Source organism: Paracoccus bogoriensis (assembly GCF_019431455.1).
Taxonomy (GTDB): Bacteria; Pseudomonadota; Alphaproteobacteria; order Rhodobacterales; family Rhodobacteraceae; genus Paracoccus; species Paracoccus bogoriensis.
The window spans coordinates 18,714-33,238 of record NZ_JAHYSR010000031.1; the positions used below are offsets into that span (position 1 = coordinate 18,714).

The following is a 14,525-nucleotide window of genomic DNA, read 5'->3' on the forward strand; positions in this document are numbered from 1 at the left end:
GATGAACCCTTATCTTCAGGTCGCCATCGGCGCGGCCATCGGTAGCATGTGCCGACTGGCGTTCTATCGCTTGCTGCCCGCGCCCTGGGTTGCGATGGGCGGCGCGACGCTGGCCGTGAACGTGATCGGCAGCTTCGTGATGGGGCTTGGATTCGCGCTGATCGGGCAGCGAATTACGCCGAATTTCGCGCCGTTCCTGCTGGCGGGGGTGCTGGGCGGATTCACCACCTTTTCCTCTTTTTCGCTGGATGTGGTCGCAATGTGGGAGCGGGGCGAGGCCATCGCGGCGATGGTCTATATTGCGGCCTCGGTCGTGCTGTCGCTTCTTGCGCTGATCGCGGGTCTGGCTGTCGCAAGGAGCGTGCTGACATGAGCGGCGTGCAATTGATCCGCGTGGGTCCGGACGAGGGCGAACAGCGCCTTGACCGTTGGTTGAAGAAGCGGTTCCCCCAACTGTCGCAGGGGGCTGTCGAAAAGATGTGCCGCACCGGGCAGTTGCGTGTGGATGGGGGGCGGGTCAAGGCCGCCACGCGCCTTGAGGTGGGGCAGCAGGTGCGCGTGCCGCCCTTGCCCGATACTGCGCCCGCAGCGCCCCGGATCAGCCGGGGTCCGCGCATTCCCGAAAGCGACCAGGCCATGATCCGGGCGGCTGTCCTGTGGAGGGACGAGCACGTGATCGCGCTGAACAAGCCTCCGGGTCTGCCCAGTCAAGGCGGCAGCGGGCAGGGCAGCCGCCATGTGGACGGGCTGACCGAGGCGCTGATGTTCGGGTTCAAGGACCGTCCCAAGCTGGTGCATCGCCTGGACAAGGACACGTCGGGTGTGCTCTTGCTGGCGCGCACCGACCGCGTGGCCCGCGCCCTGTCCGAGGCCTTCCGCGCCAAGACCACGCGCAAGATCTATTGGGCCGCAGTCGCGGGCGTCCCGCATCCGCGGATGGGGACGGTGCGCTACGGCTTGGTCAAGGCGCCAGGCCGCGGACGGGGCGGCGAGGGCGAGAAGATGATCGCCGTCCATCCCCGCGACATCGACACGACCGAGGGCGCCAAGCGCGCCACCACCGACTACGCGGTTCTGGACGCGCTTGGCTCGCGCGTCAGCTGGTGCGCGCTGGTGCCGATCACCGGCCGCACCCATCAGTTGCGTGCCCATATGGCCGAACTGGGCCATCCGATCGTGGGTGACGGCAAATATGGCGGATCGGGGCAGGAAAACCTGGGCGATGGCTGGGGCGCGCAGCTTGGCGGCGAGATCAGCCGCAAGCTGCATCTGCACGCGCGCTCGATCAGCTTCGATCATCCGATCACCGGGAAGCGGATTACCCTGACCGCGCCCTTGCCCGAGCATATGCAGCGCACCTGGAAGACACTTGGCTGGCACGAGAACGACGTGCCTGACGATCCCTTTGCGGAGGTCGGATGAGGCTGGTCGTCTTCGACGTGGACGGCACGCTGGTGGACAGCCAGCATCATATCATCCGCGCGATGACGGCGGGTTTCGCCGCCGCCGGGCTGGAGCCTCCGCCCCGGGCGGAAATTCTGGGAATTGTCGGCCTGTCGCTGCCGGTCGCGGTGGCGCAGCTTCTGCCGATGGCCGATCTGGCAACGCAGGCGCGCGTGGTCGAGGCTTACCGTGTCTCCTACATGCAGGCGCGCGGCGAGCGCGCCGCGCCGCTTTATCCCGGTGCGCTGGATTGCCTGGATCGGCTGTCGGCGCGCGATGACCTGCTGCTGGCCGTGGCAACGGGAAAATCGCGGCGGGGGCTGGATGCGGTGATCGCTGCGCATGGCTTGCAGGGCAGGTTCGTCAGCCTCCAGACGGCGGACGGGCATCCGTCGAAGCCGCATCCCTCAATGCTGTGGCAGGCATTGGCCGATGCCGGATGCGAGGCGCGTGCGGCGTTGATGGTCGGCGATACCAGTTTCGACATCCAGATGGCGCGAGCCGCCGGAATGCCGGGCTATGGCGTGACCTGGGGCTATCACCCCGCAGAGGCACTGGACGCAGCCGGTGCGGCGCTGATCGCCGAGGATTTCCACCATCTGACACGGGCTATCGAGGATTGGGCTTCATGAGCGAATGGAAGGCGCGCCGGTTCTGGAAAACGGTTTCGACCCGCCAGGTCGAGGGCGGGCACGAGGTCGTGCTGGATGATCGCGCGCTGAAAACGCCAGGCAAGCTGCCCTTGATCCTGCCCACCGCGGCTTTGGCCGAGGCGCTGGCCGAGGAATGGCAGGCCCAGGGTGATCTGATCCAGCCACAGACCATGCCGCTGACCCGTGCTGCCAATTCGGCGATTGAAAGGGTTTCGACCCAGTTCGCGGCCATCGCCGACATGCTTGCGGAATATGGCGGCACCGATCTGCTCTGTTACCGGGCAACCGCGCCGGCCAGGCTGATCGCCTTGCAGGCCGATTCGTGGGATCCGTTGCTGGACTGGGCGCGCGCTGATCTGGGCGTCGATCTGAAGGTCACGCAGGGTGTGATTCCGCTGGCGCAGGACCGGGGCGATCTTGCGCGACTGCGCGCGCTCTTGAATGATTTCGATGTGTTCGGGCTGACCGCGCTGCATGATCTGGTCACTCTGCCCGGATCCCTGATCCTGGGTCTGGCGGTGGTGCGCGGCCATCTGGATGCCGACCGATCCTTCGCATTATCCCGCATAGACGAGGAATTTCAGGCCGCACAATGGGGCCGGGACGCGGAAGCCGACCAGGCAGCCGAGGCCAGACGCGTGTCGATGAATTCAGCAGAGCGGCTTTGGCGGCTTTCGCGGGCCGGTTGAAAGCGCTTGCCATGGCATCGCGGGTTCTTGACGCAAGGCTTTGTATCGGCACAATGATGCCTATGGGACCGCCCTTCGGGGCGGTTTCGCACAAGAAGGGTCGGCAACGGCCCGCTTTGCGTCTGTCGAGGCCAAAGCTTCGGGGCGCTCCAACACAGAGGTAGATATGAAACAAACGGTTTTCCTGGGGACGGTGGCCGCAGCAAGCCTGGTGGCCAGCATCGGCCTGGCTCAAGAAGGCTCGACCCTTGCTCAGGTCAAGGAGCGTGGTGAGCTGAATTGCGGTGTGAATACCGGCCTTGTCGGCTTTGCTGCGCCGGATGCGAATGGCAACTGGACCGGCTTTGACGTGGCGCTGTGCCGCGCTGTCGCCGCGGCGGTGCTGGGCGATGGCAACAAGGTCCGTTTCGTGCCGACCACCGGCCAGACCCGTTTCACCGCCCTTGCCTCGGGCGAAGTTGACGTGCTGGCACGCAACTCGACCTGGACCTTCTCGCGCGATACCGACCTGGCGCTGGATTTTGTCGGCGTCAACTATTACGATGGTCAGGGCTTCATGGTCCGCAAGGATCTGGGCGTGACCTCGGCCAAGGAACTGGATGGTGCGACCGTCTGCATCCAGACCGGCACCACGACCGAGCTGAACCTGGCGGATTACTTTCGCGCCAACGGCATGAACTACACGCCCGTCAATATCGACAGCAATGCCGAGGGCGAGCAGCAATACATGGCCGGCGCCTGCGACGCCTATACGACCGACGTGTCGGGCCTGGCCGCGACCCGCGCCGCCTTTGCCGATCCGGAAAATCACGTGATTCTGCCCGAGATCATCTCGAAGGAACCGCTGGGACCGGCCGTGCGCCACGGCGATAACAACTGGGGCGACATCGTCCGCTGGACGCTGAACGCGCTGATCGCCGCCGAGGAATACGGTGTCACCTCGCGCAATATCGAAGAGCTGGTGCGCTCGTCCAACAACCCCGAAGTGCAGCGCCTGCTGGGCGTCAGCGACGATCTGGGGGCGATGATGGGTCTTGACGCCGAATGGGCGCGTCGCGCCATCATGACCAGCGGCAATTACGGCGAGATCTTCGCGGCCAATATCGGCGAACAGACCCCGATCGGTCTGGCGCGCGGTCTGAACGCTCAGTGGACCCAGGGCGGCCTGCTCTACGCGCCTCCGTTCCGCTGATCGCGACATGACAAGGATCGGGGCTTTCGGGCCCTGATCCCACGCCCCTTCGGGCAACGAACTTCAAGAAATTGCCCGCAGCAGATACGGCGCAAAGCCGAGACGCGGGTCAACAGGGATTGTTTCAGATGACGGATGTCTCGGCGCCGGGCAACCCGCCGTTCCGGCTGAGTATGCTGATCCATGATCGGCGCTACCGCTCGCTGACCTTCCAGGTGATCGTTTTCATCCTCGTGATGGCGGGTCTCTGGTGGCTGGTGGATAACACCATCAAGAACCTTGCCTTGCTGGGCAAGAACTTCAATTTCGGCTTCCTGTTCCAACGGGCGGGATACGACATCCCGCAGACGCCCATCCCCTATACGTCTGACGACACGCATCTGAGGGCCGCGGTGGTCGGCCTGCTGAATACGCTGATCGTGTCGGTTCTGGGCTGCATCGCCGCAACCTTTCTGGGCATTATCGTCGGTGTCGCACGCTTGTCGAAGAACTGGCTGTTCGCCCGGCTGATGACCGTTTTCGTCGAGATCTTCCGCAACATGCCGCTTCTGTTGTGGATCCTGATCATCTACGCGATCTTTACCGAGATTCTGCCCACCCCGGCCGCCTATCGCGGCGAGGACGCGGCCTGGTCCATGATCTTCTTCGATCATGTGGCCTTGACGAACCGCTACACCGCGCTGCCTACGATTGCGATGACGAATGACCCGGGCAGCCTTGATCTGGGCGCGCGCATCACCGTCAACTGGGCGACGATCTCTTTCGTGGCCGCGCTGACGCTGGGCGTGATCGCGCGCCGCATGATTCGCAACTGGGCGCAATCGGTGCAGGACCGCACCGGCGAGCGGCCCCGGACCTGGTGGATGAGCCTTGCGGTCATGACCGTGCCCTCGCTGATCCTGATCCGGTATTTCGGTCTGCATCTGGTGGCACCCGAGCTGACAGGCTTCAACTTCACGGGCGGGCTGAACGTGTCGAACGCGCTGGTCGCGCTGTGGCTGGCCCTGACGCTCTATACCGCAGCCTTCATCGCCGAGATCGTGCGCGCCGGCATCCTGGCCGTAAGCAAGGGCCAGACCGAGGCCGCCTATGCGCTTGGCCTGCGTCCGAACCGCACGATGAGCCTGGTGATCCTGCCCCAGGCCCTGCGCGTGATCGTGCCACCGCTGATCTCGCAATACCTGAACCTGACCAAGAACAGCTCGCTGGCCATCGCCGTCGGCTACATGGACCTGCGCGGCACGCTTGGCGGGACGACGCTGAACCAGACCGGCCGGGAGCTTGAGGCCATCGTGCTGATGATGCTGACCTATCTGGCGCTGAGCCTGATCATTTCCGGCGCGATGAACATCTTCAACGCCCGCGTCAAGCTGAAGGAGCGCTGAGATGAGCGAAACCGGCGCGCAAACCGTCGCCTATGTCCGCGACACGATGCTGCCCGCGGCGCCCGCTCCGCAGGCGGAATCCGGGGCGATCAGGTGGCTGCGCGAGAATCTGTTCTCGGGGCCCGTCAACACGATCCTGACCTTGCTGGGCATCGGCATCGTGTATTTCCTGATCGTGACCTTCTGGGACTGGCTTGCCCATTCTGTCTGGAACGCGGGTAGCCTGAGCGAATGTCGCGAGATCATCGCCGCCACGTGGGGCGAGGGCGCTCGCGGCGCCTGCTGGGCGGTGATCCGCGACCGCTGGAATCAGTATGTGTTCGGCTTCTACCCTCGGGATCTTTACTGGCGGCCGACCATGACGATGGGCCTGATGATGGTCGCGCTGGCCCCGGTGCTGTTCGCGCCAGAGCGTCGGATTCGCCGCATCCTGCTGGTCATCACGGCGGCGGTCACGCTGGTCTCGATGATCGCGCTGTCCGCGCCCGCGGGATGGCTGCTCTTCGCGGCGGTCATGCTGATCGGCGGGCTGGTCATCTCGGAACGCAACGTGCTGTGGCTTCTGCCCTTCTCGGTCGTGTTCCCGTTGCTGGGGGTCTGGCTTCTCTGGGGCGGCAGTCTCTGGGGTCCGATCTTCGTGCTGGTCGGCCCGGCTCTGGGCTGGCTGGCCTATCGCGCGATGCTGCGCGTGCTGCCGGCGGCCTCGGTCATCGTGGCGATCATCGTGACGCTGCTCTTCTGGCTGACGCTGGCCGGCGAGGCCGCGCGCGACGCCGAGAACCTGCTGTCGCTGTCGATCCAGTCGGTTCGGTCGGACCGGTTCGGAGGCTTCCTTCTGTCGGTCACGATCGGCGTTTCGGGCATTTCCCTGTCGCTGCCCCTGGGCATCATGCTGGCCCTGGCGCGGCAATCGAACATGTTCCTGATCAAGTCGCTCGCGGTTGTCTTCATCGAATTCATCCGCGGCGTGCCCCTGATCACGCTGCTTTTCGTGGCCTCGCTGCTCTTGAACTACTTCCTGCCGCCCGGCACGACCTTCGACATCATCCTGCGGGTCATCATCATGGTCACGCTGTTCGCGGCCGCCTACATGGCCGAGGTGATCCGCGGCGGCCTCGCCGCTCTGCCCAAGGGTCAATACGAGGCCGCGGATGCCCTTGGCCTCGACTACTGGAAGGCGCAGCGGCTGATCGTGCTGCCGCAGGCACTGAAAATCTCGATCCCCGGCATCGTTTCGACCTTCATCGGCATGTTCAAGGACACGACGCTTGTGACCTTCGTGGGCCTCTACGATCCGCTCAAGTCGATGTCGGACGCCGTGCGCGCCTCGACCGACTGGAAGGGCATCTACTGGGAGCCGTATATCTTCGTCGGCGCCATCTTCTTTCTCATCTGCTTCGGCATGTCGCGCTATTCGATGTATCTCGAACGCCGCCTGCAACGCGACCACAGGTAAGGACCACCGATCATGGAAACCATCGAACGTCAGATCGACCGCAGCCAGATGACGGTCAGCGACGAGGTCGCCATCGACATCCGCGCCATGAACAAGTGGTATGGCAGCTTCCACGTCCTGCGCGACATCAACCTGACGGTTTACCGGGGCGAACGCATCGTCATCGCCGGTCCCTCGGGGTCGGGAAAATCGACGCTGATTCGCTGCATCAACCGGCTTGAGGAGCACCAGACCGGCGACATCATCGTCGACGGGATCGCGCTGACCAGCGACATCAAGAACATCGACAAGGTCCGCTCTGAAGTCGGCATGGTGTTTCAGCACTTCAACCTCTTTCCGCATCTGACAGTGCTGGAAAACTGCACCCTCGCGCCGATCTGGGTCCGCAAGATCCCGCGCAAGCAGGCCGAAGAAACCGCGATGCTCTTCCTTGAGAAGGTCAAGATTCCGGAACAGGCGCACAAATATCCCGGTCAGCTTTCGGGGGGCCAGCAGCAGCGCGTTGCCATAGCGCGCGCGCTCTGTATGCAGCCCCGCATCATGCTGTTCGACGAACCGACCTCCGCCCTCGACCCCGAGATGATCAAGGAAGTCCACGATACGATGATCCAGCTCGCCGAAGAGGGGATGACCATGCTCTGCGTCACGCACGAGATGGGCTTTGCGCAAGCGGTCGCCAATCGGGTGATTTTCATGGATCAGGGGCAGATCGTCGAACAAAATAACCCAACCGACTTCTTCAACAACCCGCAATCGGAACGGACCAGGCTGTTCCTCAGCCAGATCCTTGGCCACTAGGTCGTGGACTCATGTGCCTTGATCCAGAGCCTGGCACAGGCGAGGTGGAGGGCGGCGAGGACGTTTGCGGCGGTCTTGAAGCAGCGCGCGGCGATGCCGCAGAAGGGCTTGAGCTTGTTGAAGAAACGCTCGATCCGGTTGCGCTCGCGGTAGATCGTCCGGTCCACGGGTTCGGGCCACCTTGACGTTGCTCTGGCCGGGATATGGGCGGTCGCGCCGAAGGCCTCGATGGCGGCCATGACGGCCTGCGCGAAGCCGCCGCGGTCGGCCACGACGCCGCCGGTCAGCCCGCGCGGGCCGACAGGATCGGATGTCGTCGTCTTGTCTGATGCAGTCTTGTCTGACGCCTGGCTTGTCCGGCGCCTGGCCGGGCGTCAGCACAAGCCGCACCGGCAGGCCGCGCGCCTTGACCAAGGCATGGATCTTCCAGGGGCATGAATCTTCGTCGTCGGACCCCCGCGAGAGCGGCCGATGGCGTGATCCGCACCCCCTTTCCGCCCGCGGCGTGCTGGTAGGCGCGCACCGCCGAATACCCGCGGCGTGCTGGTGGGCGCGCACCGCCGAATAATGGCACACAAAAAGAGAACAAACTCGACTTACGAGTGGCCCTAAAAACAGGGGCAGGTCAGTCGGACCGCACACCCGCCTCTTGCAGGACCACCTTGCCACCGCCCGTCCAACGCCCCCCGGCATCGAGATTCTCCGCGCCTCTCGGCCGGGTGCGCTGTTGCATCCCACCTCCTGCGTCCCGCGGCCGCGTCCCGAGTGCGCGTCACGACCAGAGGCTTGCCGCTGTCTGGCGGATCGGAACCGAAGCGCCGCTCCGGGAACCTCCCGGCCAGCAGCAGGTCTTCCGATTGCCCGACCTCATTCGTTGGCAAGCAGCACGGTGCCGACGAAACCGTCCACCGCGCTTCGCTCTGAGGCATCGAGGTCCGCTTCGGCAACCGTCACCGCCCGCTCAAGCTCGGCCGCCCGGTGCGGCGAAAGACCGAGGACCCGGAAAGTTGCTGCAAGGCGCAAGCTCTCGCCAGATAGGGCGACGACGCGCCAGCCCTTCGCCTCGGCCCGAAGCAAGGCCCGCCCGGCCTCTCCCCCCGCCTGCCAGGTCGCGACCGCGGCATCCCCTGCGATCGCCAGGGGGCCAAAGGCAGCCTCGGGCCCAAGCAGGTCGCGCAGGGCGGCCCTGACAGCGTCGGTTTGCGTCGGGTCGGGTGCGGGGGCAAGCGCGTCTTGGTCGTAGCCCTCATGCCCGGTCGTGGCGCCGGTGCGCGGTTCGATCCAGAACTCGACCGCGATTTCGCCGGCGCGCTCGAAGACCAGCGTGGCGGGGATGCGCTCGCCCTCCTCGAACGGGTCGCCATCGAGACCCATGAACATGACGTGCATGCCACCCGGGGCCAATGTCACCGTCTCGCCCGGGGCGATCGTGATCCCCTCGACCGGCACCATCCGGGTCACGCCCTCCGCGTCGGTCTCGGTGCCGTGCAGCGTCACGCGGGGGAAATCCGCGCGCACCGCCAGCAGGCGGTCGGGTTCGCTGCCGGAGTTGGTGATGGTCATGTAGCCCGCCCCGGACATGGCGGTGGCGGGCGTTTCAAGCGCGTAAGGGTGATCGATAACAAGGCTTTCGGTCGTCACCTCATGTGCGGTTGCGGGAACGGCCATGACGGCAAGGCCTATGCACAGGCGTTTCATGGTGTCTCCGGTCAATCGGGAAGCATCAGGGTGTCGGTGAGCGTCACACGCTCGAATTCGGTCACCAGCAGGCGCAATGTGACCTCCCAACCGCCCGGAACCGGCAGCGTCACCGGCCCGGCGTGCCAGAGCCCGTCGCCGCCTTGCAGGGCGGTCAGGCGGATGGGCTCGATCCTGGCTTCTGGCTGGGCGAAAACGACTTCGACCTCGCGTGGGACCAGTTCGCCAAAATCGCTGGTCTGGAAGCCCAGCGTCACCGCGACCGGACCCGCGCGGCCGGGGGTCAGGCGGATGTCGGCCATGGCGCGGTTGGTGTGGATATGGGCATAAAGCGGCGCGGCCGGTTCGATCAGGGCGCGCGGCGGGGGCGTCAGGCGAAAGCTGGAAGCAAGGGCCAGGATGACAACGCCCAGCACGATCTCGGCCTGGATGGCGCGGGCAAGGCGTGGGGCGGCCTGTGCGTGACCTGACGCCAGTGCAGGCGTCAGTACAAGGCGGTTGCGGAGCGCCAGCACAAGAAGCGCCGCCACCAGCAGCAGTTTTGCGCCAAGCACCATGCCATAGGCGGACCCGGCCAGCACGGACAGGCTGCCCGCCTGCGCCCATGTCAACGCGGCCCCGCTCAGGATCAGAACCACCACCATCGGCACGGCCAGACCGGAAAAGCGCCGCAAGATGAGCGCCGGGTTCGGCCCGCGCAGGGCGGACAGCAGCGGCAGCAGCGCCCCCATCCAGAAGATCACCGCGGCCGCGTGCAAGGCAACTGCCGGAAGGGTCAGGGCCCGCGGCGGGGCCACGGCTGCATGGCCCGAGGCGGCGAAGGACAGCGCGCCGAGTGCCCAGGCCACAAGCGACAGCGCAAGACGCAGGCCCTGACCTGCCGCGTGAAGGCCAGCGATAGCGAAGACACCGGAGACCACTACCAGCGCCACGGTGACGGCAAGGGGCGAGGCCAGCGCCGCCTGCCAGGGCTGCGCCGTCAACAGCGCCAATGGCGACAGCGACAGCATGTCCAGCCCCTGCACCCCGATCAGGGCAATGCCGACAGGGATTGCGACCACCGCAGACAGTGTCGCAAGGCGACGCAAGGTCGGAGACGGCGCGTCGCGGGCCACAATCCCCGCATGCAACGCCGCGCCGACCGCAACGACGAGCGCGACCGTCAGCGCCAGACGCAGGGCGGCAGCCATCCGCGCGGCCCACGCCGCAAGCTCGGCCGGGGTCGGTGGCGTGGCCGAGGGCTGGCCGATGTGAAATGCCAGACTGCCGCCGACAGGATGGCCGTCGGAGGACACGACGCGCCAGGATAGAAGCCATGTCCCTTCGGCAAGGTCTGCCGGAGGAACGGCGCTGACAGTGGCATTCTGTGCCGTCCCGTCCAGATCCGTGGCACGGCCATCCGGCGCGATGAGCCGCATGATCAGCGGCGAGACCGCCTCGTTGAACTCCAGCGTCAGCATCTGGGGCGCCACGGCCAGAACCGCCCCTTCGGAAGGGTCGGATGCACGCAATTGCGCGTGGGCCAGTGCCTGAACCGGCAGGAGGGCAAGAAGGAGAACGAAAAGCAAGCTGCGCATGGTCAGATCATCCGGCAAAAAAGCTTGCCGGGTCCGAAGGATCGACCCGGCGGGAAGTCAGCACGACGCAAACAGGAATGGTTGCGGGCGCATCAGCGTGCAGGCCGGCAAGGGACACCTCCGCGGAGCGGCCTGCACGCATCTCAATGCTCGTCGCCGTGCGCGTCCGGGGCGACCACCATCACGCCGGGCGCAGGGTCTTGCAGATCATGACTGTCCTGCCCCGCCGCCGGGATCTCGATCCAGCGTTCGGCACCGTTGGCGCATTCCTGGATTGCTGGGATATAGACCATTTCACCTGCGGGCAGACGGTCGGTCACGCGGGCGCGGAACACGAATTCGTCGTAGAACTTGCTCGGCAGCTCGCCCGACCAGATGATCTCGCGCACGCCCTCGGTGACGGTTTTGCCCCGGAGTTCATAGGTATTCTCGTAGGGGCCGGTGACGGTTTCCAGCGTCCAGCCCGCCTTCACCATCGGCTGCGCGGCAATCAGCCCCTCGGGGATCTGGATGCGCACGCGCAGCGTCGCCTCGTCGCCGCAGCCATGCGGCACGCGCAGGGTCAGGCGGGCGGTCTGGCCCTGAACGACTTCGCTTTCGGCAAAGGTGGCATGGGCCAGCGCCTGCGACCCCATGGTCAGGGGCAGAATGACGGCGGCGGCGGCAAGAACATGTTTCATGTTGGCGTTTTCCTTTTCGGTTTCAGTTGAGGGGCATGACCCTGTTCGCATTGGCCGGGTGCCCATCCGGCCAGGGGTCCGCGAAGGCCGAATCGGTCAGGAAATCCTGATCCGTCAGGCTTTCGAGGAAGGCTGTGAGATCGGCGATCTCGGCGTCCGAGATCTCGAATCCGACGATCAGGCTGTCGCGATATGGGTTTTCATGGCCCGCACCCGCATGGGGCCCGTCGGGAATCGTGCGTCCGCCCGCGGCGTAATGTCGGATCACCTCCTCCAGCGTCGCGATGGAGCCGTCATGCATGTAGGGCGCGGTGACGGCCACGTTTCGCAAGGACGGAGTGCGGAAGCGGCCCATGTCGGAGGCAACGCCGGTGAATTCGTAAAGGCCAAGGCCGCCGGCGGGGTAGGCGCCCGTGCCGCCGATGTTGTAGAGCCCAGTGTTGTGAAAGGCGTTCTCGGGGAACGGGGTGCGCGCGGTCTGCATGTTGTCGGAAAACAGCGCGCCGCTGTGGCAGTGGTAACACTCCAGCCGGTGATCGAAGAACAGCGCCTGCCCGCGACGGGCGGCGTCCGACATGGCGTCGGCTTCGCCATAGTAGGTCGCGCGGTCATACGGGCTGTTCAGCGAAATCAGCGTGCGCTGGAAGGCCCCGAGCGCGCGGGTGATCGTGTAGAGATCGGGCGCGGGCCGGTCGGGGAAGGCCGCAGGGAAGGCTTCGGCGTAATAGGGATCGGCAGCGAGGCGCGCGAACAGCGCATCCTCCCGCCCTGCCATCCCCATCTCGACCGGTTCGGTGCCGAACATCGGCACCAGCGCCTGAAACTCCAGGGTGGTGAAATGCGGGTTGGCCCAGGTCAGCGTGGGCATGTAGCCCACATTGGCGAGCGACGGCGAATTGCGATGGCCGACGGTGCCATGCGCGCCGACACTGACCGGACGGCCGTCGCTGAAGGCCAGTTCCTGCTGGTGGCATGAGGCGCAGGCGGTCCGGCCGTCCACCGACAGACGCGCGTCATAAAACAGGTGGCGACCCAGATCGACCAGTTCGGGCGACATGGTGATGTCGTCTGGCACCGGTGGCGGCGGCATCCAGGCGGGCATCGGCCAACGGAAGGCATCAAGAATGGTGGGGCGCTCGCTCGCCGCCGCAGCCGTTTCCTCTGCCGGTGCGGTGCCCCGCGGCAGAAGACCGGCGGCCAGGACAGCCGACGCGCCAAGGATGAGGAGAGGGGCCAGAAAGGCCCCGCTCCCTGCGATGCGAGCGAGGCTTGCGAAGCGACGCATGACCGCCCGTCAGCGCATCGAGACGAGCAGCTGCTCTTCAGCCGGGAAATCGTTGAACGCCAGCCCCAGACGCGGCAGCACCGTGTTGCAGTCGGGATCGTCGGGGAAGGACATGCAGCCAGGGCTGGTCTCGGGCGTGTTCTGCGTCAGGTCCGCGCCCGCCACGACAGCGGCGGGGTCGATGACAACGGTGCTGGTGCCCGGCACAAAATCGGGCAGGGACACGGCCACGCGGTTGGGGTTCGCGCAAGCCTCGGACGGCGGGGTTGTCGCCTCGGGGGCGGCGCACATGGTCGAGCCAAGGTGGAGCATCCAGCCGCCTGGGCCGCCATCACCCGCGCCTTCGGAATGTGTCGTGGCAGCGGCGTTCATGCCCATGGCCATGACCGGGGCGAATTCGATCTTGACGAACTTGTAGCCGCCGCGCCAGTTCCAGAACATGGCCGTCAGGTTCAGCGGCGCAGGCGCGGTGGTGGGGTCGCCATGGTTCCAGTCGAAGGGCACGCCAATCTCGAACTCGAGGCCGCGATACTCGCCCTCTGGCACAGTGCCACGGAGCGTGGTGTTCACCTGCGGCGTGCCATTGGCGCAGGAGCCTGTGCCGTCCTCGAAGTCGAGAAGGGCAATGTTCTCGACCTGCCAGGCGCCGTCCTGTTCCAGTGCTACAGGCACGCGGGTGCCGTCGGCGGCGATCAGGTTGGCCGAGGAGACGAAAAGGCGGAAGTCGAGGAACTGCACCTCGGTCGCGGCGCTGCCAAGGCTGCTGAAGCTGTCGGTGCAGGCAAAGGGCGCGCCCGCGACTTCGGCGGTGAAGGGGATTTCGACGGCCATGTCGGCCAGTGCCGGACCAGCGATGAGGGCGGCCGTGGCCGCAAGAAGGAAGCGTTTCATGTAGGGGTCATCCAGTTTGATCAGATTTCCGCGCGCAGGCGGACAGACATGGCCCGCGCATCGCGGACCACAGCGACGTCAGATCAACTGAATGGACGGGGGACCCCGGGCTGGCGGCGCGCGCGGATTGTGACCGGTCAGGACGAGGGTTTCGGGCCAGGCCGCCCCGTGGCTCGGCCAAGCGACCAGAACCACAGGGATAAGATATGCCGGGGCCAGCGCCATCGTCTTCGCGATGGTACATGCCGGGCAGTCGGCATGAGCCGCGTGATCCTGGGTGTCATCGCCAGACAGGCAGAGGTCGGCAAGCGACCCACCGAGCGACAGATAGCCGCCGATCTGGGGGTCGGACAGGCGCGGGTCGGTCTCAACAGGGCGGTGCGCGAAGGCAACGAGCATCAGCGCCAGCGCGCAAAGCACTGACACTGTCCGGTTCCCGATCATGATGCGCGACCTTCCCATATGGGACGGTTTATCCTGTGCCAGTTACTCGCGCAATCGTGACATATTGCCCGGTGCAAGCGTGAACTTGCGGGACTTTGGTAGTGTCGAACCTGCGCACCGGTTGCAGCGGAACATTGGTCTTGCCCCCGTTTCACCGGACACTCAGGCGGTGGCGGTTTGATCTGCGATGAATTCGCGGGGTGAGCGCATTTTCATCCCTGAATGCGGGTGGCTGTCGTTGTAGTCCTCGTCCAGCCGGTCGTTTCCCCGCCGGTGGTGTAGCTGACGGGTAGCCCCGCTGGCCGCACGCGCGCTTTCCCATAGCGCCGTAGCG

Annotated in this window: 15 protein-coding genes and 1 pseudogene; 9 read left to right on the plus strand and 7 right to left on the minus strand. The window is 65.6% G+C overall.

From position 1 onward, the window contains the following. Position 1 precedes the first annotated feature (1 nt). From KY389_RS13530 to KY389_RS13565, 8 genes are all read left to right on the plus strand, one after another. Entirely contained in the window at positions 2-373 is a 372-nt protein-coding gene (locus KY389_RS13530; protein ID WP_246588128.1) for a fluoride efflux transporter FluC, read from the plus strand. Continuing rightward, positions 370-1,422, plus strand: a complete 1,053-nt coding sequence (locus tag KY389_RS13535) for an RluA family pseudouridine synthase (RefSeq protein ID WP_219831518.1) — start codon at positions 370-372, stop codon at positions 1,420-1,422. Before KY389_RS13530 ends, KY389_RS13535 begins: the two co-directional genes overlap by 4 nt. After that, positions 1,419-2,075 carry an HAD-IA family hydrolase gene (locus KY389_RS13540; protein ID WP_219831519.1) on the plus strand — a complete coding sequence of 219 codons (657 nt, stop codon included), beginning with the start codon at positions 1,419-1,421 and terminating at the stop codon, positions 2,073-2,075. Before KY389_RS13535 ends, KY389_RS13540 begins: the two co-directional genes overlap by 4 nt. Then, the gene (locus KY389_RS13545) at positions 2,072-2,785 is read left to right on the plus strand and encodes an ATP12 family chaperone protein (RefSeq protein ID WP_219831520.1); all 714 of its coding nucleotides are present in this window, start codon (positions 2,072-2,074) and stop codon (positions 2,783-2,785) included. Before KY389_RS13540 ends, KY389_RS13545 begins: the two co-directional genes overlap by 4 nt. Before the next feature lie 166 nt (positions 2,786-2,951). After that, a complete protein-coding gene (locus KY389_RS13550; protein ID WP_219831521.1) occupies positions 2,952-3,977 on the plus strand; it encodes an amino acid ABC transporter substrate-binding protein in 1,026 nt (341 codons plus the stop codon). Between the two features lie 128 nt (positions 3,978-4,105). Continuing rightward, on the plus strand, positions 4,106-5,362 hold the full coding sequence (locus tag KY389_RS13555; RefSeq protein ID WP_219831522.1) for an amino acid ABC transporter permease: 1,257 nt from the start codon (positions 4,106-4,108) through the stop codon (positions 5,360-5,362). 1 nt (position 5,363) lies between these two features. Beyond that, positions 5,364-6,818, plus strand: coding sequence for an amino acid ABC transporter permease (locus KY389_RS13560; protein ID WP_219831523.1), 1,455 nt, complete (start codon positions 5,364-5,366; stop codon positions 6,816-6,818). Between the two features lie 12 nt (positions 6,819-6,830). Beyond that, the gene (locus KY389_RS13565; protein WP_281426539.1) at positions 6,831-7,616 is read left to right on the plus strand and encodes an amino acid ABC transporter ATP-binding protein; all 786 of its coding nucleotides are present in this window, start codon (positions 6,831-6,833) and stop codon (positions 7,614-7,616) included. Here KY389_RS13565 and KY389_RS13570 read toward each other — a convergent pair. From KY389_RS13570 to KY389_RS13595, 7 genes and pseudogenes are all read right to left on the minus strand, one after another. Then, positions 7,613-7,903, minus strand: coding sequence for a transposase (locus KY389_RS13570; RefSeq protein ID WP_281426540.1), 291 nt, complete (start codon positions 7,901-7,903; stop codon positions 7,613-7,615). The genes KY389_RS13565 and KY389_RS13570 overlap by 4 nt on opposite strands. A 144-nt stretch (positions 7,904-8,047) precedes the next feature. Beyond that, positions 8,048-8,145, minus strand: a pseudogene (locus tag KY389_RS15910) (IS5/IS1182 family transposase); the annotation flags it as partial. 338 nt (positions 8,146-8,483) lie between these two features. Further along, the gene (locus KY389_RS13575) at positions 8,484-9,314 is read right to left on the minus strand and encodes a copper uptake system-associated protein (RefSeq protein WP_219831525.1); all 831 of its coding nucleotides are present in this window, start codon (positions 9,312-9,314) and stop codon (positions 8,484-8,486) included. A gap of 11 nt (positions 9,315-9,325) precedes the next feature. Further along, positions 9,326-10,891, minus strand: coding sequence for a copper resistance CopC/CopD family protein (locus KY389_RS13580; RefSeq protein ID WP_219831526.1), 1,566 nt, complete (start codon positions 10,889-10,891; stop codon positions 9,326-9,328). A 143-nt stretch (positions 10,892-11,034) separates the two neighbouring features. Next, positions 11,035-11,571 (minus strand): YcnI family copper-binding membrane protein, encoded by a 537-nt coding sequence (locus KY389_RS13585; protein ID WP_219831527.1) that lies wholly within the window; start codon positions 11,569-11,571, stop codon positions 11,035-11,037. Between the two features lie 22 nt (positions 11,572-11,593). Next, entirely contained in the window at positions 11,594-12,661 is a 1,068-nt protein-coding gene (locus KY389_RS13590; protein WP_246588129.1) for a methanobactin export MATE transporter MbnM, read from the minus strand. 204 nt (positions 12,662-12,865) lie between these two features. Continuing rightward, the gene (locus KY389_RS13595; RefSeq protein ID WP_219831529.1) at positions 12,866-13,747 is read right to left on the minus strand and encodes an MbnP family copper-binding protein; all 882 of its coding nucleotides are present in this window, start codon (positions 13,745-13,747) and stop codon (positions 12,866-12,868) included. Between the two features lie 258 nt (positions 13,748-14,005). Here KY389_RS13595 and KY389_RS13600 point away from each other — a divergent pair, with 258 nt between their 5' ends. Continuing rightward, entirely contained in the window at positions 14,006-14,170 is a 165-nt protein-coding gene (locus tag KY389_RS13600; protein ID WP_219831530.1) for a hypothetical protein, read from the plus strand. Positions 14,171-14,525 lie beyond the last annotated feature (355 nt).